The 20996-nt window shown below is 68.6% G+C and carries 17 protein-coding genes and 2 pseudogenes; 2 read left to right on the top strand and 17 right to left on the bottom strand.

The window, feature by feature from the left end:
* Nucleotides 1–379 precede the first annotated feature (379 nt).
* From ACZ3X1_RS28970 to ACZ3X1_RS28935, 8 genes and pseudogenes are all read right to left on the bottom strand, one after another.
* A complete protein-coding gene (locus ACZ3X1_RS28970) occupies nt 380–1156 on the bottom strand; it encodes an SH3 domain-containing protein (RefSeq protein WP_467281525.1) in 777 nt (258 codons plus the stop codon).
* 254 nt (nt 1157–1410) lie between these two features.
* Nucleotides 1411–2102 (bottom strand): annotated as a pseudogene (locus ACZ3X1_RS28965) (IS701 family transposase); the annotation flags it as partial.
* A 1439-nt stretch (nt 2103–3541) separates the two neighbouring features.
* The gene (mobF, locus tag ACZ3X1_RS28960; RefSeq protein WP_467281524.1) at nt 3542–4111 is read right to left on the bottom strand and encodes a MobF family relaxase; all 570 of its coding nucleotides are present in this window, start codon (nt 4109–4111) and stop codon (nt 3542–3544) included.
* Nucleotides 4112–4408: 297 nt separating this feature from the next.
* Nucleotides 4409–4891, bottom strand: a complete 483-nt coding sequence (locus ACZ3X1_RS28955; protein ID WP_467281523.1) for a hypothetical protein — start codon at nt 4889–4891, stop codon at nt 4409–4411.
* 707 nt (nt 4892–5598) lie between these two features.
* Nucleotides 5599–5772 (bottom strand): CsbD family protein, encoded by a 174-nt coding sequence (locus ACZ3X1_RS28950; protein WP_362628303.1) that lies wholly within the window; start codon nt 5770–5772, stop codon nt 5599–5601.
* A gap of 815 nt (nt 5773–6587) precedes the next feature.
* Nucleotides 6588–7481: a DUF1206 domain-containing protein gene (locus ACZ3X1_RS28945; protein WP_467281522.1), complete on the bottom strand. Its 894-nt coding sequence runs from the start codon at nt 7479–7481 to the stop codon at nt 6588–6590.
* A gap of 1338 nt (nt 7482–8819) precedes the next feature.
* Entirely contained in the window at nt 8820–9209 is a 390-nt protein-coding gene (locus ACZ3X1_RS28940; RefSeq protein ID WP_467281521.1) for a hypothetical protein, read from the bottom strand.
* Between the two features lie 369 nt (nt 9210–9578).
* Nucleotides 9579–9953: a hypothetical protein gene (locus tag ACZ3X1_RS28935; protein ID WP_467281520.1), complete on the bottom strand. Its 375-nt coding sequence runs from the start codon at nt 9951–9953 to the stop codon at nt 9579–9581.
* Between the two features lie 878 nt (nt 9954–10831).
* Between ACZ3X1_RS28935 and ACZ3X1_RS28930 the strand changes: the two genes are divergently transcribed.
* On the top strand, nt 10832–10969 hold the full coding sequence (locus tag ACZ3X1_RS28930) for a hypothetical protein (protein WP_390079636.1): 138 nt from the start codon (nt 10832–10834) through the stop codon (nt 10967–10969).
* A 155-nt stretch (nt 10970–11124) separates the two neighbouring features.
* Here ACZ3X1_RS28930 and ACZ3X1_RS28925 read toward each other — a convergent pair whose 3' ends face one another.
* Nucleotides 11125–11562: a hypothetical protein gene (locus tag ACZ3X1_RS28925; RefSeq protein ID WP_467281519.1), complete on the bottom strand. Its 438-nt coding sequence runs from the start codon at nt 11560–11562 to the stop codon at nt 11125–11127.
* 259 nt (nt 11563–11821) lie between these two features.
* Here ACZ3X1_RS28925 and ACZ3X1_RS28920 point away from each other — a divergent pair, with 259 nt between their 5' ends.
* A complete protein-coding gene (locus tag ACZ3X1_RS28920; RefSeq protein WP_467281518.1) occupies nt 11822–12415 on the top strand; it encodes a hypothetical protein in 594 nt (197 codons plus the stop codon).
* A 128-nt stretch (nt 12416–12543) separates the two neighbouring features.
* On the opposite strand, the gene ACZ3X1_RS28915 is transcribed toward ACZ3X1_RS28920, so the two are convergent.
* The 8 genes and pseudogenes from ACZ3X1_RS28915 to ACZ3X1_RS28880 all read right to left on the bottom strand — a co-directional run bounded on the left by ACZ3X1_RS28915 (nt 12544) and on the right by ACZ3X1_RS28880 (nt 20985).
* On the bottom strand, nt 12544–13221 hold the full coding sequence (locus ACZ3X1_RS28915) for a hypothetical protein (protein WP_467281517.1): 678 nt from the start codon (nt 13219–13221) through the stop codon (nt 12544–12546).
* A gap of 45 nt (nt 13222–13266) precedes the next feature.
* Nucleotides 13267–13566: a hypothetical protein gene (locus tag ACZ3X1_RS28910; RefSeq protein ID WP_467281516.1), complete on the bottom strand. Its 300-nt coding sequence runs from the start codon at nt 13564–13566 to the stop codon at nt 13267–13269.
* Nucleotides 13567–13843: 277 nt separating this feature from the next.
* Nucleotides 13844–14158, bottom strand: coding sequence for an NUDIX domain-containing protein (locus ACZ3X1_RS28905; RefSeq protein WP_467281558.1), 315 nt, complete (start codon nt 14156–14158; stop codon nt 13844–13846).
* Nucleotides 14159–14242: 84 nt separating this feature from the next.
* Nucleotides 14243–14374, bottom strand: coding sequence for a hypothetical protein (locus tag ACZ3X1_RS28900; RefSeq protein ID WP_467281515.1), 132 nt, complete (start codon nt 14372–14374; stop codon nt 14243–14245).
* Nucleotides 14375–14388: 14 nt separating this feature from the next.
* Nucleotides 14389–15044: pseudogene (locus tag ACZ3X1_RS28895) on the bottom strand (IS5 family transposase); the annotation flags it as partial.
* A 30-nt stretch (nt 15045–15074) separates the two neighbouring features.
* A complete protein-coding gene (locus ACZ3X1_RS28890; RefSeq protein ID WP_467281514.1) occupies nt 15075–15947 on the bottom strand; it encodes a helix-turn-helix domain-containing protein in 873 nt (290 codons plus the stop codon).
* A gap of 498 nt (nt 15948–16445) precedes the next feature.
* Complete coding sequence (locus ACZ3X1_RS28885; protein ID WP_467281513.1) at nt 16446–17699, bottom strand: protein-glutamine gamma-glutamyltransferase; 1254 nt, start codon at nt 17697–17699, stop codon at nt 16446–16448.
* Nucleotides 17700–19290: 1591 nt separating this feature from the next.
* On the bottom strand, nt 19291–20985 hold the full coding sequence (locus ACZ3X1_RS28880) for an ABC transporter ATP-binding protein (RefSeq protein WP_467281557.1): 1695 nt from the start codon (nt 20983–20985) through the stop codon (nt 19291–19293).
* Between the last annotated feature and the right edge of the window lie 11 nt (nt 20986–20996).

The following is a 20996-nucleotide window of genomic DNA, read 5'->3' as shown; positions in this document are numbered from 1 at the left end:
CCGGGAGACCAAGCGGGGCACCCAGCCTTTCCCTGCCGGTGGTAGCCCTGCCGGAAGGTGCCGGTCACGACGACCTCCCCCGTGTGGGAACCCTTGTAAAGCAGCCGCGCCAAGGCGCATTCGCCGTCAGGCGACAGGGCCTCGCGGGTGTCGGCGGGTAACTCAACACTGCCCGCACGGTGCTGACGGCCAGGTCGACGATGTCGACGCGGGAGCTGTACCCGCACCCGGGTCGCGGCCAAGCCCCGCCAGGTCGCTGCACCCCACCGACCGGACACCAGGGGCAGCCCAAGCCAGAACTGGTGCTGGACCACCGCCACCGTCGACGGTAGCGGTGGTCCGGAGGGCCTAGATAGGCAGCACCCGTCGCTGGTGGTTGTCAGTTGAGCTGCATCGGCACATTGAGGTACTGAGCCGCAACCCACCCCTTCTTGCCCTTGTGGGCCCCGGACTTCACCGTGACGTAGCCCCATGCGCCGGGCTTGCCATTGCTGCCCTTGTTGCACTGCCAGTACACGTCGGTGCCCTTGGCGAGCAGGCCGGTGGCCGTGTAGCCAGTGCCCGGACCGGTGCGGAAGTTCACCGCCGTGTACACGTCCGTGTTGATCTTGATCTGGTGGGTACAGGCCCCGCTGCCGATGGTGGCGGCGCTGGCAGCGGACGCGGTAGCGACGGAACCGCCCAGCAGCAGCGCGCCAGCGGTCGCCACGGTCGCAAAGCGGCGGGTAATTATGTTCATGTGCAAGTTCCCCCTGATGCCGTCGGCCCCGAACCCCTTCCAAAACCCACCCTTCGCCCCGTAGCTATATGCCGAGAAGAAGAGGGTGAAGAAGGCCGGAAGCGCGACTGACTCGTCGTCATTCCAGCAAACGATCTTACCGGATCGCCGAAACACCACGCCGCCCCGCCGACAGTGCCGGCGATCGACGGCGGCTTGAGGCCGCTCGCCTTCGACGCTATGGACGGTTACTGACACCCACACCCTCGGGAGGGATACCGGCGTCTCGGCGGGCGCTGCGGTGGTGACCGGTGGCCGCGGTACGGCGTTGTCCCCGGCATGGACATGGATGACGAAGACTTCCTCGGCGTGCTCCTGGACGCTGTGACCGATACCCGCGTTGAAGCTCCTGACCGGTGATGAAGCCAGGGCGGTCATGATGCTGCTCGGCGCTCTCGAGGAAGAGACCCGCTCCAAAGAGGTACGCGCGGCCGCGGGTGAGATGCGCTTTCGCCTCGGCTCACGCCTCGCCCAGCCCACCCCAGCCGCCGGGGCGCTGGCCTGAAGCGCACGGGCTGTGGTCACCCCGCAGCCGCTGCGTGCCCCTCTCCGAACCCCGCCACGTCCTCGACGCTCACATCAAGGCGCAGTCGCTGGAACCGCATCGGGTGGCGGTACTCCCCGCCCCGGTCCACCGCCCGGTCGGCGCTGACTTCTGCCACCACATGCCGCGTGGTGGCCATGACATGGAAGACATCGGCCCGCTCAAGCTCGGTCCTCCAGCCCTTGGAAAAGCCGTAGGCGGCGTCCGCGGTCACCCAGCGGAACGGAATCTTCTCCTCGATCGCCCGGCGGACCATCGCCTTGGCCATCACCACCTTCGTCTCGAAGGCGACCGTGTCCTCGATGCCCGCGGCCCGGCACCGTTCCCGGTCATCGGTCCATGACGTGGGCAGATACTGCGCTCGATCAAAGTGCGGCCATGAGCACCGGCATAGGCGAGGAAGACACCGACCTGGCAGTTCTCAGTCCGGCCCGCCGTTCCGGAGTACTGGCGCTGGACGCCGGCGGACCGGACACCCTTCTTCAGGAAGCCGGTGTCGTCCACGATCAGGACCGCTTCAGGAGCGCCGAGATGCTCGACCACATGGTCACGGACATCGGCCAGGACCTCGTCGGCTTCCCAGTCGCATCGGTTCAACAGCCGGTGCATCCGGTCGGGAGCCGCGTGACCGGCCTCCTCGGCAAGCGTCCAACCGTTCTTCCGCTCCAATGGGGCTATCAGCCCCCGCATATAAGCAAGAGCCGACTCCCGCGGCTCCGACCTGGAAATCCGACTGCTGGACCAAAGACATAGCACGGGAGCCACTGAGCACCTGGGCACGCTCCGGGCTGCATCATCAGGCCGTGGCCCCGGCCGCAGGCGCGGGCGATGGGGAGCCCGAGCTCGTCGCGGTATGGGCGACGGTGCGCCCCGCACGGAAGCGGGGCGTTTTTTCGGCTGCGGCCGTCGGCGGCTTGTCGTCGCCGCGGCCATTGCGATGCCGACTCACCTGCAGCAGGGCCTCTCCCTGTGCAAACACCCCTAAATGGACCGCTCACGCTCGACCAATGGGATTGTTTGCTTAGCGCGCCTTTCCTACCGGCGCGACAGGCCAGCGCATGATGCCGGAAGGAGGCGCGCAGGCGTTCTCCCCGCTCCACCGACCTTCGAATGCACGTTGCACCACCAGGAAAGGAAGGCATTTCATGCTCGAGAGCAGAACGGGGGCCGGTCTTGGCCCGCTTCCGAAGCGGAGCAGAATGGCCACCGGCGGCGCGATGGCATCACTAGCTCTGGTGATGCTGGGCCTCGCCAGCCCCGCTCTGGCGGCTGGGCCCACCCACCGGATGGCAGGGGAGGCGAGCCTGTCGTCCGCGGCCGATAGGTGCGACCGGTACCCGAAGGGCGACGGCTCGATCCTCACCGGAGAGAGCGGCGGAGACAAGTGCAAGGGCAAGCCCGGCCCGCCCGGACCTCCCGGACCGGTCGGACCTCCCGGACCGGTCGGACCTCCCGGAGCGACGGGTGCGACGGGTGCGACGGGTGCGACGGGTGCGACGGGCGCAACGGGCGCGGGTGCCGTTCTCACCACCGTCCAGGTCGAGGGAACGCCGGTAGCAGTTACGTCCGGCGCCGAGTTCACAGCCACCGCGACGTGCCCCGCCGGAAGTGTCATCACAGGCGGCGGGTACGTCGTTACCTCAGCGGAGGGTGGCATCGACTTCGATGTGCGTCAGGACCAGAGGGGCCCGGGTAACTCATGGCAAGTGACCATCGAGCTCGCAGGTGATTTCGAGGAGAGTTTCACCTTCCACGCTGTCGCGGAATGCGCCACATTGAGCTGATCCTGCCGGCAGAGGGCTGTCGGAAGGGAACAAGCGGACTCATGGATCCGTCAGGGACACACGGAGGTCCAGACGGTTGCGCCCAGCGACGCCATGGCCCTTGAGGCTCGCCGATGGCCCGGATCCAGCGGCGACGCCGGGCCATCGCGGCAGCGTCAGTCCGCCATGACGCTCGAAGACACGTGGGGATACCGTTTGGGGCGTTCCGATAAGAACGCCCCAAAAAGCTTATATATCTACCCGCTGTGGCGTTCCATCATGTACGTCGAACGGCGCGAGGGGGGCCGAAGACGCCAACGGCCGCGGCTTCAAGTGGATGACCCCCCAGAAGCTTCCTGGCGCTGGTGAACAGGATGATCGCCTCGATCGGCCTCGCGTTCTACGTCGCGAACCTCGGCTCGTACGACAAGACGTACGGCGTCCTCGCGGGGGGGATCACGCCGTTGATGGTGCGGGCCAGCGCGGCGGCGTCGTCCTTCGACAGAGGACCACCCAAGGCTTGGCGCGGGCCCGTTCGCGACCCGGACCCGGATTGTGCGGCACCCCGGCAATCTCCATCACCGGTCGGCGCCCCGGGGTGACGGTGCGCGGTTCGGTCGCCAGCCCCAGTGCCTCGCAGACCTCCGTGCCCACGAGCTCGTTGTAGAGCGCGGAGGCGGCCACGGTGTTCTCGTGCAAGGCCAGGGTGTGGATCGACTCCCACTCACCTTCCAGGCGCTGTCCCTGGGCCAGCAGCAGATGGTCATGGAGCAGCGGCATCCCGGAGCGCGCCTCGTAGTGGCGGAAGCGCGCGGCGACCAGACCGCCGGGCGGACGCACCCGGTAGATGCCGTCCTTGCCGTACCGGATCACCGCGACCTCGTCCTCGCTCCACTCCAGCACTCGCTTGATCGCCTGCACGTGCGCGGCCTCGATCACTTGCCGGGTCTCCTCATCTCCCAGCGCCCACAGGAGGTAGATGGTCGGCTGCGGCCGGAAGACGAAGTCGACGCCGGTGACCGTCACCCGGCGTCCGAGGGCGCCGGCCTTCCACCTTCTTCGAGCACTCGCCCTTGGCGAGCAGGTCGGCCTCGATCCGGTCCGCGTACGGGTGCCAACCCCGCCCAACACCCAGCACCAGCCACGGTGCTGCTCGCGCCGCTCCAAACAAATGCGTGAAGCAGCGATCCCAAACGTCAACAAGAAGCGCGAGCCGGGCACTTCGTGCTACCTGGCGCCCCTCCTGCCCCCATCGCGCCTCGTGTCTACCCGGGCAGCGGTGACGAGACGGCAGGGGACCGGAAACGGGCTGTTAGCTGCTGCTCACCCGGCGGCCGCAGCCCGCCCCGCGCCGAACTCCGGTACGTCCTGCGCCGTGATGTCCACGCGCAGCCGCTTAAGCCGCATCGGGTGCCGGAAGACGCCGCCCCGGTCCACGGCCCGGTCTGTGCTGACCTCCACGGCGAGATCCGGGCGGACCAGGGTCACGTCCAGGGCGTCACGACTCCCCCACGCCGACGCGAACCGCACCCCTTCCCAGGGGCGCCCTGGGGCGGCCTCGGCCAGGTGCTCGCCCACCTGGCGGGCCTGTTCCGGGCGCAGCGGGACGGTACGGCCGACCGCGCGCAGGCGGCCCGCAGGGTCGTGGCGGCCCAGGACGAGGAGCTGCGGGTCGGCGAGGGTGCCGGTGATGGCACCGATGAGCGTTTCGGTGGTGTCGCGGCGGCGGACCTTGGTCCAGCCGCGCACTGCGGGCCGGTAGGGCTGGTTCAGGCCCTTGGCCACGATGCCCTCGACGCCTGACACGTCCGGCCGGCCACCGCGCCACCAGGGCCGGAGGCGGTGCGGCCCCGGCCCGCCGGCCGGCGCTGCAACCCCTCGAACGAGAGGCGGCCTGCCTCAGCGCCCCAGACCAGCAGTTCGCCATCGAGGACCAGGCCGCCGGGCAGCTGCTGCTCCGCTGCGGCCACCAGGCCCGGGAACCGGTCCTGCAGCACGTTGATGCGACGGCCCGGGCTGCCGTCTACAGCTGGGTGCGGCGCGGTGAGCCCGAACCGGTCACGGCCCATCTGCTGGAGCTCCTGGCCGAGGTCTGCCCGCTGGAAAGCGCCTGGTGATGTTCGAACGGGTGGGTGGCAGCGCCGGGGGCGGAGCTGCGGGCGGCTGCCGGGAGGACATTGGGACGCAAGCGGCGCCGAACCGCTCGGCGGCGGCGCGCACGAGGTCCTGCACCTTCTGATCGTCCAATCGATCCAGGTCGGTCGATGCGGCTGTGGGCCCGCGGCCGACGCCTCGTTCGGCGCGGATGCCAGTGCGGCCGCGCTCAAAGACGCCGGGTCCCCGAGGACGAGTACGAAGACGAGGGAGCCCCCGAAGAGGACGACGAGGACGAAGCAAGCCGTCCGCGCCGATAGCCGCACATGGTCGCCGAGAAGGGCCGACGTGAGACGTCGGCCCTTTGCTATGGCTTCCCAGGAGATCCCCCGGGAGGGGGTGGGCTCCAAGGTGTGGGGTCAATGCTTGAGTGTGTCCTTGACCTTCTGCATGGTCTGCTTCGCATCACCCGCCATCTGTTCGCGGGCCCCCTTCGCCTCCAGACTCTCGTTACCGACAGCCCGACCGGTGGTTTCCTTCAGCTTGCCCTTGGTCTTCTTGGCTACGTTCTTGACCTTCTTGCCAGCCGCCATCTCTGCCACCTTCCACTAGGCCACCCAAAAACCACCCCAAAATGGCCACTAAGCAAATTATCCCCCAAAACAGACCCGGCCTTCTCCGCTGGGATGAAGCCACTACTCTGCGTTACTAGCCATCCGGGGCGGCGCATTGGAAACTCACAGCGCGGGCCCTCCGACCCCAGAGTCCTTGACCCGGACCCGACGGCGGGCGGCCGAGTCCGGCACTGGCCGCGCGGTCCGTGCGGTGTGCAGCAGCTGGTGCCGCAAGGCGAACACTCTGCCTGACCTCACGCATGGCTAAGCAGCCTCCCGGGCCGCCGAGACCGAACCGCCGACCACCCCGACCCCCGAGGGAGACGCCTGACCCCCCGCCACCCCAGGCACTGAGGAAAGCGTCCTGGACCGCGTCCTCGGCGTCCGCCGAGCAGATGCTGGGCGAGGGCGAGCAGACGGGCCACCGTGTCGGCGTGCTGGGTCCTGCGGGAACTCCACGGCCTGTACTACAAAAATCACCCATATGGGGTCAGAAGCGAACAAGCGGTGCGCGACAGACTCTCCGCGCGCCGAAAGCCGCTGCCACCGCAAGGGGGGACCGGTGCACTGACGCGACGATATGGGTAAACGACATCAGAGCGTCGGTCACGGCCGGACGTGCGGCAAACGAGCACAGCGTGCTCTTCGGTGGGGGTGAGGCCGCTCGGGCGACGCCTTCCAGCTTGGCGGGGGAGTCACGCATGTCAGCGCGGTGTGAGAACAACGCAGGTGAGGCGGGTTATCCGTACCAGCCAAATGGCATACGACACTCGCCATGGCCACGCACCGGCCTGTCAGCCTGCACCGCGGCTCCTGACCTGCTGCTCCGCCGGGGCGTCGTGTTCCGGGGCTATGCGCCAGCGGGCTTCGCAGAAGGAGTAGAGGCCGAACAACAGAAGGCCCACCGCAGCGGCGATCAGCAGCGCGGGCCCGGCCGGCGTGTCAGCGAACGAGCGCAGAATCTCGTCCAGGCCCTTTGCCTCGCTGGCGTCGAAGCGCACCGCGGCCAGGAGAACGAACAGGCCGGTCGCCACCGCGACCACCCCGCACGCCACGCCGCCGATAATGCCCAGAGCCGCGACGATACGCCGCGTCGTCTGGCTCATCCGCTCCGTGCGGAGGTTCTTCTCGAACTTGCGCATCAGGCTGCGCACCACGATCACCACGCCCACGATGGCCAGCACGGCCCCGAACACGCCGACGAGTACCCGGCCATAGGGCCATTCCAGCACGCGCGCGGTGTAGTCCTTCGACGACTCGTCGCCGCCGCGGGCCCCGCCGGACCCGCCGACCAGCGCGGTCTGCACCACGCCGATACAGATCACCAGGTAGAAGACGGCCAGCCCCAGGGAGCCCAGGCGCCGGGTCCACTTGTCACCGCCTTCCGTCGCCTGCCCGAAGGCGGCCTCGGAAAGGCGCCACAGCGCCATCGCCGCCAGCCCCACCACCAGCGCCCACAGCAGCACCTGGCCGTACGACTGCTCACCGATGGTCCGCACCGCCCCGGACCGGTCGGCCTCCTTGTCACTGCCGCCACCAAAACCGATCCGCACGGCGAGGAGCCCGACCAGAACATAGATCACTCCCCGGGCACAGAGCCCGACCCTGGAGGCAACCTCCATGGCGCGACTGTCAGCCACACGCTGCCCCCGGGTCTTGGCCTGGGCGCCACCGTTGTCGATCGCCATACCTGGCACCTCCCTGTGCGCTACCGAGGTCGACACGGCGCGATAGTCAGTGCGCGCTGGAAGGCGTTCTCGCCACGGCCTGCGAGATGCGCCCCCTGGCTCGGCACACACCGCACCAGGGCGGCTCCCGCGGGCTGGACGCGGCGGCGACCGGTCACAGCGGCTCCTCCCACCATGGCACCAGGCAGCGCACCCGACCAGTGCAGCCCCTTTCGCTTCTCCCGCTTCGGCTCTCCCCGGGGCAACGGGCTCGACTCCTGAACCGGGACGGGCCCGGCAGGCTTTGGCGACGGCCGGGGTGATCGCGGAGAGCGCCTTGGGCGCGGGCAGCAGCGAAAGGGTCCACGCGGAGAGGAGCTTGCGGGGCCGCCGGGACCGGTCCAGACGGCAACGGCCGCATCCTTCGCCCCGCGGCGACGTCGGCCGTGTAGGCATGGGCTGAGGCGACGAGCCGCTTCGGACAAAGACCAGGTGTCCCCGGCCGGGCGGACCGATTCGAGCAGGCAGTGCACTCCGGCCGAGACGTAGGCCAGCAGCATGTGGGCGGTGCCGTCGCTGCCGACCACCGGTTCGCTGGGCCAGGTGTGCGGGTCGAGCTGGGGGTGATCGGTCCAGGTGCTGGCCCGATCGAAGGCGAGGTTCGAGTTCGGGCAGCCGGCCGCGTACTCAAGCAACCGCCTCCCACCGGTCTGATCCACCGGCCTGATCCACCGCCAGACCCCACCGGTGCTTGGCGCACCGTGCGGTGCAGGAGACGGCCCCTGCCCAATGAAAGAACGCTGGGCAAGCCCTTCGTACGCCGGGGCTTACCCACCGGGACGTGTGACCGGTCGGCAGGAGAGCGTGACCGATCCGTCTTCCGCGATCGGTCAAACAGCACGTCAGCGCCGTGACCGACCCATGCAACTCCCGCCCGAGCCGGTGACCGGCCACTGGTCACCGGTGACCGGTGACAGCGAAGCTGGACCACTTGTCATCGAAGTTGGACGGACGGCTGTTTACGCCAGCGAGATGGATCACTGCATGGTTGGTGACAGCGAAGCTGGACCGGCAGGGGCTTGAGCTGCGCGATCCCGGAGTCCGGCTCGCCGGAGGACCGCTCTTTGCCGGCAGGTGCCCGAGCGCCACTGGCGGGCGCGGGACGGCTCGACGTGGGCCGCGGAGGTTCCGCATGCCGCACATTCCCGCTGGTCACAGCCTCTGGTGAGCTCCTGCTCGAAGGAGTGGTCCGAGCACCAGGGGTTCGGCCTGAGGGGCTGGAAGGGGCAACGGCAGGTCAGCCAGGACGAACAGGCACACCCAGAAGATCTGCACCCGACTAGGTTCACGTCGAGAGCGTCAGCACTTCTCCTTCCGCGCCTGCTGGATCAGCGGCTCGGCCTCGTCCGGCGTGAAGGTGACCTGCCAGGTCTCGGCCGCCCGGTGCAGGGTGTCGGCGAACTCCTGGTAGCCGTGGTCCTGTTGAGCCGCGTCGGCGGCGCGGTTGGTCGCCGTGTACAGGTACTGCTGGGCGGTCTCGTAGTAGGGGTCAGTCAGATTTGACGGCCGGGGGCGGGCGAGGTGGTCGGTCAGCTGCTGCAGGGAGGCGCAGGCGGACTTGGCAAACTCGCGCGCCGCCACCGTGGCCTTGGAGGGCGTCGAGCTGCAGGCCGCCAGGGAGAGCGTGGACGCCAACAGCAGGGGCAGGGGCAGTGACAGGCGAAGTATCAGCTGACGTCGACTAGTCATGGGCCAATCCTAGTTAGCTGACGGCTCGACCGCCCGGAAATCCGGTGGGCCGCAGCCACCGTCCCGCCCGGCCCACATCTGGGCCTTGTCCGCTCTGGCCTGCAACGCGGCCATCAACGACGGCACCGCTTCCGCCCACTCTCGCCTCAACGCCCGCGCACCTCGGCGGGCTCGTCACCCGCGACGGTAGAAGCCAGCCACACGATCACATACCAAAACCCCGCGAAGCACCCCAGCGAGGCACCCGCACCGAGCATGCACCCACCCCAATCGGTCCAACTTTCTCGTCGCTGAACAGCGTTGGTCCAACTTGGGTGGCAATCCGTCCAACTTCGCTGTCACAGGTCAACCCGCGTGCAGACGGCGGGACTACCTCCTGCCGTCCGCGCCCCAGCCGCCGAGGAAGTCGGCCAGGGCACGGCGCTGCTCTTCCTCTCGGGCGATCTGCTGCGCGAGCACGGTGCGGTCGATGTAGGGGTCGACGGCGGCGATGACCAGGCGCTGGAGTTCGGCCGGCGCCAATGCCTCCACCTCCCACTGCACCGGGCGGCGAGGGTCGAAGCCGTAGCGGCGGGCGAAGGCTGGCCACCTCGGGTCGCCGCTCTTGCCCTCGGTCGCCGGGAGCCCGTACGTGCGTACCTGCTCGTAGGTGAGCAGCACCCGGGTCACCGAGCTCCAGCAGCCGGTGCGCTCCACCCAGTCCCGCTCGATGTCCTCGCCCGAGCAGTCGAAGTCACCAACCACGAGTAGACAGGCTTCGCGTTGCTCGTGGGCACGCGGTCGCGGACGACGTCGGCGTAGGACTGGGAGCTGAAGCCACGGACCATGAGCACGGGGATGCCCGCGAACTCGAGCCAGCCGCCGGTCAGCTGCTGGTGGAGGGTGTCCTTCTCGGCGGCGACGTACAGGGCCTGCTTCTGGCCCGCGGTGCGGTCCAGGCGGAACCAGGCGGGCATCTCGGCGATGAACGCGTCGGCGCCCGGCCAGGCCGGTGGGACGTGGACTTCGCGGACGGTGTCGATCAGGTCGGGGAAGCGGCCCTCCCCCGGGCCTGGGCCAGCTGCGCGGACAGCCAGCGGTACATCGGCGGCGTGTGCGGCAGCACGCCTCAGCTGCGAGTCGGTACATGACCTGCCTCAAGGTCACCTTGAGGAGCGCGTACCCGTCCACGATCTGCCGGGCCCGTTCCACGACGAGGGGCCACCGGATCCGTTCACGAGCCATACCGGTACATGTACCCCTCCGCGCGGCCGCCGGCCCCCGGGATACGGATAGGCCTCTCCCCTCGGCTATCGCGAGGTAAGAGGTGTCGTTTTCCGAAGGGGGCTTGCCCAGAGCCTCTGACCTGCTCGAATGGAAGATCACCAGCTTCGGGGGGCCCACCTCCGGTCACACCTGCGGTCCCCCGCCTAGTGCACCCCTGCAGGCAACTGTCCAGCCCCCTTCCGGTGCAACCTTCATGCGGGTCGGGGTGCGGCCGCCGGCCACCCGTTCCGGGGAGGCTTGCCCAGGTGCGCTGAACGCTGGAGGCCGGGCCTGTGGCGTGCCTGAGCCGCCGGGCAGCGGTTGTGGGTTCAGCGGACCGATCGGCCCATGCACGGATTACGTCTGCGAGGCAGAGCATGGGACGACACAAGCTGCACAAGCCGCGCGGTGAGGGCGGGCAGCCGACGGAGTGGTTCGGCACCGCGTTCCACTCCGTCCTGGGGATGCTGCACCTGGACGTCCGCCGGTCCGGCAACGACATCCTGGTTTTGTAGCTGCGTTTCGAGAACGTCTGTTGCTCAATGGCGAGAACGCGCTCTTCCTCGGGGAAGTGGTGTTGCCGAGTTCTGAGAACGCCTCAGTACTTGCCTCAGGACCGTGGTTGTGCTCAACACGACGTGCGTCGGCGAGGAGCCGGCCTGGACCCGGGTCAGGGCGAGGCGGCAAATGCGACGCGGCGGAGGTATTCGTCGTACTCGCAGCCGGCGTCGGGATCGCCGACGGTCGGACACATCACGGGGTCATCCGCCTCGCCAAAGAGGAAGATGGGAACCCTGCAGTCGGTACCGGAGAACGTGAGCTGCAGGTAGGCGCCGCGATCCACCGGCTCGTCCACACCCGAACCAAAGTGCCAGCTGCCAGAGGACATGTCCGACCGGTTGCCGCAGCGCTCTGCCGCCGACAACCGGGGAACCCCGTCACTGGTGAAACTGCCGTTCGCGTGGAAGGTCAAGACCGTCCCCTCCCGGCTGCGCCACTGGCCGGCCAGCTGATCGGCCGAAAGCGCCACGGCGTGGTACGCCGCAGCATTACAGGCAACCGTCACCGCGCCGACAGCCACCATCAGCCCGGCACGCCGCCATCCCATGCATCCCACGGCAACTCCACCCCCGCAGCCAGGCCCGCGTCCACGGGCTCAGCACTATTTGAACACGCTCAAATGCGTGGCCTGCGCCCGGGTCCCCGCCCTACCGACCACCCTCCGGCCCACATGGCCTGCCCCCCGCGAATGCCTGACCAAGCCGCCGCTTCAGGGCTGCCATCGCGCGATACGAGCAGACCCCTGTTCCTACCTCAGGCAGCAGCCCGCAGTCGTTCCCGGAATCCGGCGACAACCGTTTCTGCCTGTGACCTACGCAGCCAGCATCCTCATCACCTCCTCCCCCGCCGAGATCGACGGGGCCCCGGCCTCGTGGCAACTGCGCCTGCGCAACGACGACGACTGCCAGGGCCTGAACGAGATGGGCACGGCCATGAAGGCCGGGCGCGGGCACGCCTACAGCGTCACCGAGGAGCCCGGCGCCAAGATCGTCCTGGCGTTCCTCCCGAACCACCCCGAGGAAGGCATCGGCATGCCGGCGCGGGTCCCTACCAGCGAAGGCCCGGACGGCGACGACGTCGTCTTCGAGCGGTCCGCGGAGCGGCCGATGGCGCAGTGGGCCGAGGCCGGGGAGAACCTCCTGCGGATCGTGCCGCTGCTCGGCCCCGACGCGCCGGCCGGGGACGGAGTCGATGACTGCCTGCCGTGCCCCGGCTGCTACCGGCCCGTCTACGGCAGCTCCTCCTCGCACACCCTCATCGGCGCCACCCCGTTCCCTCTGACCGGGTTGTGCAGGCTGTGCGCCGACGGCACCACCCTCCGCTCGCTGCGCCAGGCCGACGTCCCGGTCGACCCGGAGCAGCTCGTCGTCCTGGAGACCGTGACCGCCGCGATGGCGTAACCCGGCCCATGGGCAAGCCCGCCCGCGCGGAGGGCTGCCCAGGCACTCAGGCTTGCCCGGATGCCGGCTTCAGCATCGGGACCATCCGCTGCACCAGGGCCGGGGCAGCTGGCGGGTGTCCCTCCTGGCTAGCTCTCGGAGGGTTTCGCGGACGGCGGCAGGGCCATGTCGAGGAGCGCGTCGATGGTCTTCTCGCCCAGCTTGCTGTCAAGGTGGAGGGATCGGCGGATGACTTTCCCGACGGTCTCCGGGTCCACGTTCAGCCGTGTGTGGGCGTCCAGGCAGCTCAGGAGGTTGGCGGTGTGGTCCGGCTTGCGCTGGACGTACCAGTCGAAGATCTGGACCACGTCGCGGCGGAGGGTGCCGAGCCACATGCCGCTCCTCCCCTTCTGGACTCCCGTGGCCAGATGGGAGAGCACGGCCTCGATCAGCGTCGTGCGCAGCGCCGACATGGGGACATGGCTTTCCGTTCCCACCGTGAGGGAGACCGCAGGCCACCAGGCAAGGGTCTTGGCCGCCTCCTCGGTCTGCTTCCCGTCCCCCTGGATGACCTTGGTGAGGCGGTTGTGGTCGGCGACGAGCCTCTGGGGCTGCGGGGTGCCGAAAGAGGTGGTGGCCGAGAGGAGTACGCCGGGGCCCTGGGCGCGGTGATGTTGTTCAGCCCAGTCCCCGGCCACGGGCCTCGACCACAGAGGTCCGCCTGCGCCGTGGGCCTGCGGTTCGGGCATCTTGTGGTCTTCGAACTTCGGGTCCGGGAGGTCGTCCTCGGCGATGTTCGCGATCTTCGCCAACCCGGTGCGGTCCACCAGGCTGCCCGGCTCCAGCTCGGGAGCCTTCAGGTCGACGACGCACTAGTCCAGCGGCCGTGCATCCGGCAGGCGCCGGCAGTGCTCCGCCCACAGCGCCAGATGATCACGCCAGTTGGGCAGGGCTGTCCTGGGCGCGGTGAACGCGACGATGGTGGCGACGGTCGCCTTGCCGGGGTCGGCGGGGTGGACCAGGAGGTCCGCGGCCGTGACGGTGAGCGCGTTTTGGACGGGGCGGGCATCGTAGCGTTCGTAGGCGCCGTCGAAGACCACGCCGGGCCGGTGCCAGGCGGTGCCGTCCCACCAGTAGCCACCGTGCCGGTAGAGCAAGCCGGTGACCGCCATCGCCGCTGCCGTCCTCACCCTGGAACGTCAACGCTGAAAATGCTCACTGGCCTGACATCGAAGGTCTGTGGTGGCAAAGCGAGGAGGACCAAGGCGATCAGACGATTTTCCGCTCCACGACGGAAAAGTAGTGACTCAAAACGTCATGGGTATCCGGAGTGAACAGGTTTTCCCGCATCGACTTGAGGAGCTCGGGCTCCGACAGCCAGCAGTGCCACATCACTTCGTCCGGGTCAGGGCACAGGTTGTTGGACAGGACAGCCTCGTGCACCGCGAGTCAATGGGGGCTGAGCCCGTTACGGTTCAGGAACTTCACGATGATGCGGAGCGGCGCTCGAACATCCAGTTCCTCGGCCAGTTCGCGCGATGCGGCTTTCTCATAGGACTCACCCGGGGCAACGGCCCCGCCCAATCCCACCTCGTAGTGTCCTGGGAACCGATCGACGTCCTCGGAACGACGGTGCACGAGGATCCGGCCTTCCCGATCCCGACATACCGTCACGGCAATCCGATGCAACCAGCCATGGCGAACGGCCTCACCCCGGCTGACCACCGCCAGGACCTGGTCTTGCTCGTCCACACGCTCGACCATCTCATCCACGAGCTCCGCACATGGCTGCCGAGGCACGGGCACAGAGGCGGCTGCCTGTGCCGATTGAGCTTCTCCAAGACCCTGTCATTGGAGATGCTCATACTCCTCACGGAGCCTGCGCCACTCGGTCACAGGCGGGCGGGGGATAACAACGGCGCCAATGACAATCTCCTCCAGCCCGAACTGCTCGCGGGTGAGATCGACCTCAATGCCCATACTTAGACCGTGTCCTATGTGGTGAGGCGGACGAGGCGTTTGTAGCAGCAGATGGCGGCGGCGAAGCCGAGGAAGGCCAGGTAGTTGCGGGGATGACGCTCGTAGCGGTGGTTGAGCCGGCGGTAGCCGGTCAGCCAGGACACGGTCCGCTCGATCACCCACCGGCGCCGCCCGAGCCGCTCTGAGGACTCGATGCCCTTGCGGGCGATGCGGACGCCGATCCGCTTGCCGCGCAGCCATTTTCGCAGTTCAGGTATGTCGTATGCCTTGTCTGCGTGCAGGCGTTGGGGTTTGAAGTAGCGGCCGCGGTGGGGATCGTGTCTCGTTTGGTGACCGAGCACCATCGGCTTCAAGGCCTGGCTGTCGTGGGTGTTGGCGGCTGAGACGCCGACGACGAGGGGCAGCCCGTTCGCGTCCGACAAGACGTGCATCTTGGAACCCGGCTTGCCCCGGTCCACGGGGCTCGGACCTGTGAGTTCGCCCCTTTTTTAGCCCGGACATGGGCGGAGTCGAGGACTGCACGGGAGAGATCGAGGAGGCCCGCGTCGTCGAGCCGGTGCAGGATCTCCTCGTGCAGCCGGCCCCATACCCCGGCTCTCGACCAGATCAGGAACCGGCGGTGTGCCGTCGACTTCGATATCCCGAAGCAGGGCGGCAGAGCCGGGCATCCTTCCCGCCCGCGCCCGACTGGCCACGGCGATCAGAGGCGGTTCGCCGCTTCGATGTACGACTTGATGGCGTCGGTGACGAGCCGGCGGGTGCTGCCAGGGTCGAGGGCCTGGGCCTGGAGATGGCCGTACATCACGCTGTAGTGCCGCACGTCGGACGGCTTCTCCAGACAGAGGTCGCTGGCGAACCGTTCCAGGTACACCACCCCCGCCTCGGGGCTGTCGGCGAACCCCACGATGGAGAACTGCCCCGACAGCCCCGGATGAGCCCCGACGGCGAGAGGGAGGACCTGCACGGTGATGTTCGGCTCCGCGCCGAGCGCGTTCAGGTGCTCCAGCTGCTCCCGCATCACGTCCGGGCTGCCGACGACACGACGCAGGACCGACTCGTCAAGGACAACCCACAGCCGCAACCGGCCCGCCGGATCGTAGATCCGATGCTGCCGGCGCAGCCGCACCTTGAGACGCGTGCCGGCCTCTTCGGCGGTGAGCAGGGGGATCGATTCCCCGATGACCGCATGCGCGTAGGCCGGGGTCTGCAACAGGGCGGGGATCACCAAGGGCTCGTAGGCGTGGACCGAGGCGGCGTCCGTCTCCAGGCCGATGTAGAGGCTCTGGGGGATGTCGCCGTAGGCATGCCACCAGCCCCGCTCGCCGGATTCCCCCGCCATCTCCATCAACGCGTCGACGACCTGATTGTCCGACACCCCGTAGAGCAGACAAAGGTCGCGCACATCGCGGGGACTGATCGCACGGCGGCCGTTCTCCAGGTGACTGATCTTGGGCTGGGAGACCATCAGCCGCTCAGCCACTTCTGTGCTCTTCAGCCCACTGGCCAGGCGGAGCCGGCGCAGCTCAGCCCCCAGACGCCGTCTCCCGACGGTGGGATTGATGCTCGCCGCCATGGGCGGGGTACCTCCGGCTCCACGTCATCGTCTGGATCCGCAGACTGCCACGTGAGAAGGCTTGTGGGTCACGCGCCATACCGTCGTGCGCCCGCGTTTACCTGCGTCGTACCGAGACGTGTGCCCGGCACCGGCCCGCACCGCTCCCCGTCCGTGACCACTTGGCGGTGCCCAGGGGGTCAGCGGCGGCGCAGGGCGAGCGCCACGCCGAACGCAGCGGCCAGCGCCGAGGCCACCCCGCCCACGACGCCGATCGGACCGGCCAGCGAGCGGTGGACCACGCACAAGTAGCTGAGACACTCTCCCTAAGCTGCGTCCGGTCGTCCTCGGTGGTGGTCGAGTGCCCGGCAGGGGGCCAGGCTGGAGGTCACGCGCCGAGCCGGCTCCGTTGGCCGAGTGGACCTGGGCACCCCGAGACTTCGCCCGGGCCAGGCCCGAGGGGGTTCGGCATCGCCCAGGCGCAGTTGGGCGGAGTCGCGCTCACGAAGGGGCACGTGGTTACGGCCAGCCTTGCGTCACTTTGGCGGGCGCGGTGTTCCAGTTCTTGGGTATGAAGGTGATGATGTATGTTCCGCGGTCGAAGTCCGTGTATCCGGAAGACCAGTTGCGGAACTTGCTCTCGTACACCTGCATGGGGCCCATACCGCCTTCCGGGGAGTGGTAGTGGTTGGCGTGGGTCCATATGGTGTTCTCGGCATTTACTTCCTTTTGGTCCCCGAACCAGCCGTAGTCGAAGTTGACATAGCTTTCGCCGGGGTTGACGGGGCTGCGTGAGGTGTTCCTGTCGTTCGACATGTCGACAAGCCCTGTTTGCCGATCGGGGCGGAAGGCGTCGGGGTCGCCGTACTTCCTCTTGTCGGAGGGGCTCCAGGGGTCCTGCCCGCTCCAGAAGTGCTTCGAGTAGATGACCGCCTTCATCTTGGACGGGTCGGAGTTGCCGCCGTTCCTGTCCTTGAAGGACGGCGTGTTCCTCAGAGCGGAGTATAAGTTCGAACGGCTGCCTTCTCGGGCGAGAGCATCGTTGTTCTTCGTGAGCTCTGCCTTGAGGTTGTTCAGATAGGCGCCCTCGTCGTGGGCGTTTTCCAGAGCCTTGTTCATGACGGATGCCACATCACGAGCCCGGTTGAACCCCTTGGTCTCGTCAAAGCTCTGCTTGGCGATGCGTCCCTCGAACTCGGCCCGCGTCTCCCCCGGCCGGGGACTGGTGTGCTCAAGAGCGTCCTTGTGCTTGGCTTCGTCGAAGGACGCGAAGGCGAGTTTGTTCGTCGGGTAGGGGCCTGAGTTGACCCAGGTGACGCCGACACACCCGTAGGACAGCTGCTCTCGCTGTCGTTCGGTCATCTGCTGCGCTTGTCCGTCGCGGTGGCTGTAAGCCTGCTGCCACTTGCGTATGTAGTTGCTGATGCCGGTGGTGGCCCTGCCTCCATGGGCCCGGTACGCGTCGGGCATGCGATCCAGTGGCTCGGCCGGCGGAGTCACCCTGTCGCTGGCCGCGGCGGAGGCCCCGAGGGACTCCGTGGCGCTCGGCAGGGCTTCACCCGGGCTCTTGTCCGGCCGGCCCAGATTCAGAGCCTTCTCGTTCAGTGCGTTGATGAGCCTGATGTCATCCGTTGTCAGGCCGTTCTTTTCGGCATAGGAACCCTTCCCGGCGCCAGTGGTGCCGGCTGCCTGGCTGACGGACGGCGTGAGCCCCGCAGTGCACAACACGATGCTTGCTGTGGTGAGGGCAAGAAATCCCGCTCGTTTGTACATTAAAGTCTGAACTCCCTTTGCAGTGGTGACATTTGGCATAAAGCAAATCGAAGCGTCTCCGCGTCGGCGGAAACGGGGCGCCGAAGCCGACAGGCTTTCGGCCCCTGTTTTTGTCTGGTTGCGCCCGGAAGCGGCAAGAAACCGGGGGTACGGCCGGTGCCGGTGCCCGCGGAGGCCGCCTCGGACCCCCGATGCCGTGGGGACCAGAGCCCGGCATTCCCGGCCCGCTCGGGACGGCTCGGCCGTATCAGGCCACGGTGTCGGCGCCTTGTGCCGCCCCGGTGTTTTGAGCTCCGTTTTTCATCTCTCGGCTGGGGGTCTACTGCTCATATCTCGCTCCCGGATGGACAGTCGGGTCGGCGCGAGAAGTGATCATGTCTTGCTGTCGAGTCCCCGACAACACTGCGGCTCCAGAATCGGCCAGCTGTCCAACAGGGCTGTATTCGGTCATGCGGAGCGGGCCTGCCCTGAGCGGCATTTTGCAGCGGCAGCATTCACCTGCCTCCTGCAGCACGGTCCACGGCCCGGCCAGTGCCGGATGCTTCGAAACTCCCGTGGAGTGGTCTGTGGCGGTGGTGCCGGCCCGGCCGAGGGGTGTCATCTGGCGGCGTCGATACGGGTGCTGGAGCTCCGGCCGACGCGTGCGTAGTTCCGACCCGATGCGCTGCCGCCTGCCCGGAGGACCGCAAGATCTTCGCCACGCTCCGCCGTGAACCCCGGCCGGCTCGGTGCCCGGCCCGGCTCCGTCGTGGGCCGTCGTCTTCGGCAAGACGGCTGGTAACGCCTCTTCATGCGGAGGTCCCGGCGACGTCGGCTGCCCAAGCTGCGCACGCCTTGCGCGGACTCGCGAGGGGGCCGTGGGTACGTCGTCCCGTCCCTTCGTCGGACCGAGCAGACCGTCGAGTCACCCGGCCGGGGCGGATCCTGTCGCGCTCCCGAAGGGTGAGGGAGCTGCTGCCCGCCAGGCGTCGGCTATCGGTGACGAGCAGTGAAAGGTGTCCGACGACGCAGCCGAAACCAAGAAGCGAATTTCCGGATCCGAGGCCATCCGTGATCATTCGGTCTCCGTCTCCGTTGGTGGTGAAGGCCGTTGCTTCAAGGGAAGTGGAACCAGCGGAGACCTCAAACCATTTCCGACCCGGAACGGCCAGAACATCGCACCGCTGTAACAGCCTGCACGGCTCCACGTGACAGTGCGGGCATGGAACGGCGAGGAGCAACGGCTGGTGTTCTCGCCCCGGGGGGTCCCACCGGCGTCTTCGGATGCCCGTTCAGCGGATCGGGGCCCTGAGCGGGGACGAAGAGCGACGACGTCGCCACGAGTTCCCGTCCACGAACCCTGGGAAGATCAGGGCGCCGCGTACCGCTCCGGGCCTGCGGCGCCGAATCCACCCCAGGCCGGCCCATCGAAGGCACCCCAGCCCGGCCCGTCGCGACGGCCGCAAGGTGCCGGTGTCCGCCACGGCCGCGTTCACGAACGGTGTGGTTGCGCCAGGCCAGGCACAGCTCCTTGAACTCGCGCTGCCGTTCCACCAGCAGGTCGTGCGGCCGCGGCCCCGGCGCCCCCGCACCAACCTGCCGCACCGCACCATCAAGCGAGGTGCTGCGCGGCTGCCAGGCGACGGTAGAGGGCATCGGTCGCGAGCAACTGCGCGTGCGTGCCGGCGGCCCGTACCCGCCCGGATTGCAGCAGCAGGATCTGGTCGGCCGTGGTGACCGTCGACAGGCGGTGGGCGATCACCAGGATCGTGGTGGTGCGGCTGATGTCCGCGAGGGTTTCGTGCAGCGCGGCTTCGTTGGCCGCGTCGAGCTGGGAGGTGGCCTCGTCCAGCAGCAGAAGTCCCGGGCGGCGCAAGAGGGCGCGGGCGATGGCCACTCTCTGCCGTTCGCCACCGGACAGGGTGCTGCCGCGGTGGCCGATGGTTGTGTCGAGTCCGCCGGGCAGGCGCGCCACGAGGGAGTCCAGGCGGGTGCGGCGCAGGACGTCGTGCACCTGCGCCGCATCGGCATCAGGAGCGCTGAGGAGGAGGTTGTCCCGCAGGGTGCCGGACAGGATCGGTGAGTCCTGCTCGACGTATCCGATCAGGGCGCGCAGTCGGGACAGCGGGAGACGGGCGATGTCCTCCCCGTCGAGGAGGATGCGGCCACGGTCTGGCGGGTAGAAGCGTTCGAGCAGGGAGAAGACGGTGGTCTTGCCCGCACCGGACGGGCCGACCAGGGCCGTGGTGGTCCTCGGTGGCACGGTGAACGTCACGTCCTCGTGCACGGGCGCGGCCTCGGGGCCGTAGGAGAAGCGCACGCCCTGGAAGACGACACCGGCCGGCCGGTGGGGCTCCGGCGTGGCGGCCGGGTCCTGAGGCACACCGACCGGCTCGGTGTCCATGGAGTGGACCTCGCCGATACGCGCGGCTGAGGCCGATCCCGCCTGTAACAGGCCGACCGCCTCGACCAGTTGCCCCACGCGGGGGGCGAGGGCGAAGACGTAGAGGAGGAAGGCGACGAGTGTCGACACGGTGATGGCCCCGGTCGCCACGCGCGCTCCGCCCACGCCCAGTACGACGAGGAAGGACAGTTGTACGGCGACGGTGGAGGTGGTGGCCGACAGGGCCTGCCACCGGGCGGCCCGGGTGCCGGCCCGACGGGCGTCCTCGGCCGCCTGGTGCAGGCCAGCCGTCTCCCGGCCCTCGGCTCCGGACGCCTTGATGGTGCGCAGGGCGCCCAGGGTGCGTTCGAGCAGGGACCCCATGCGGCCGACCGCCTCCTGGGCCTGGCGGGCGGCCCGGGCGATGTGGGGGGCGGCCGCGGCGACGGTCGCGCCGATCAGCGCGATGGTGACCAGCGTGATGCTCAGGAGCACCGGATCCAGCAGTGCCATGAGGGTCAGGGTCGCCGCCACGACCAGCAGGCCGCTGCCCGCCGAGGCGATCGAGTGGGTGGCGACCTGGCGCAGCACCGTGGTGTCGGACGTCACCCGGGAGATCAGCTCACCCGGCTCGGTGCGGTTGAGCTCGGGCAGACGCAGGCGCAGGAGGCGCTCGGACAGGTGTCGGCGCGCTGTGCAGGCGACCGACTCGGCGGTGTGCTCCAGCACGTACTGGCCCAGTGCGGCCGTCGCGGCGCCGGCGACGACCAGGGCACTGAGCAGGACCAGTGCGCCGATCGCAGGGCGCCCTCGGTCCAGGGCGTCCACCATCTGCTTGGCCACCAGCGGCTGGGCGAGCGCCAGTAGGCTTCCGGCCAGGGACAGCGCGCTGCCCAGGAGGATGCCGGGGCGGTGCGGCCGCAGGTGGGTGAGGA

It is taken from the genome of Streptomyces sp. NPDC023541 (genome assembly GCF_055559995.1).
This window is presented reverse-complemented; position numbering and strand designations above follow the sequence as displayed.

Excerpts from the sequence above, each read along its gene's own strand:
- ACZ3X1_RS28970 (WP_467281525.1), bottom strand. The coding sequence starts at position 1,156 with ATGACCGCCCTGGCTTCATCACCGGTCAGGAGCTTCAACGCGGGTATC.
- ACZ3X1_RS28890 (WP_467281514.1), bottom strand. The coding sequence starts at position 15,947 with ATGGCGGCGAGCATCAATCCCACCGTCGGGAGACGGCGTCTGGGGGCT.
- ACZ3X1_RS28930 (WP_390079636.1), top strand. The coding sequence starts at position 10,832 with ATGGGACGACACAAGCTGCACAAGCCGCGCGGTGAGGGCGGGCAGCCG.
- ACZ3X1_RS28945 (WP_467281522.1), bottom strand. The coding sequence starts at position 7,481 with ATGGCGATCGACAACGGTGGCGCCCAGGCCAAGACCCGGGGGCAGCGT.
- ACZ3X1_RS28950 (WP_362628303.1), bottom strand. The coding sequence starts at position 5,772 with ATGGCGGCTGGCAAGAAGGTCAAGAACGTAGCCAAGAAGACCAAGGGC.
- ACZ3X1_RS28900 (WP_467281515.1), bottom strand. The coding sequence starts at position 14,374 with ATGGGCATTGAGGTCGATCTCACCCGCGAGCAGTTCGGGCTGGAGGAG.
- ACZ3X1_RS28940 (WP_467281521.1), bottom strand. The coding sequence starts at position 9,209 with ATGACTAGTCGACGTCAGCTGATACTTCGCCTGTCACTGCCCCTGCCC.
- ACZ3X1_RS28905 (WP_467281558.1), bottom strand. The coding sequence starts at position 14,158 with ATGGTCGAGCGTGTGGACGAGCAAGACCAGGTCCTGGCGGTGGTCAGC.
- ACZ3X1_RS28925 (WP_467281519.1), bottom strand. The coding sequence starts at position 11,562 with ATGGGATGGCGGCGTGCCGGGCTGATGGTGGCTGTCGGCGCGGTGACG.
- ACZ3X1_RS28885 (WP_467281513.1), bottom strand. The coding sequence starts at position 17,699 with ATGTACAAACGAGCGGGATTTCTTGCCCTCACCACAGCAAGCATCGTG.
- ACZ3X1_RS28910 (WP_467281516.1), bottom strand. The coding sequence starts at position 13,566 with ATGGCGGTCACCGGCTTGCTCTACCGGCACGGTGGCTACTGGTGGGAC.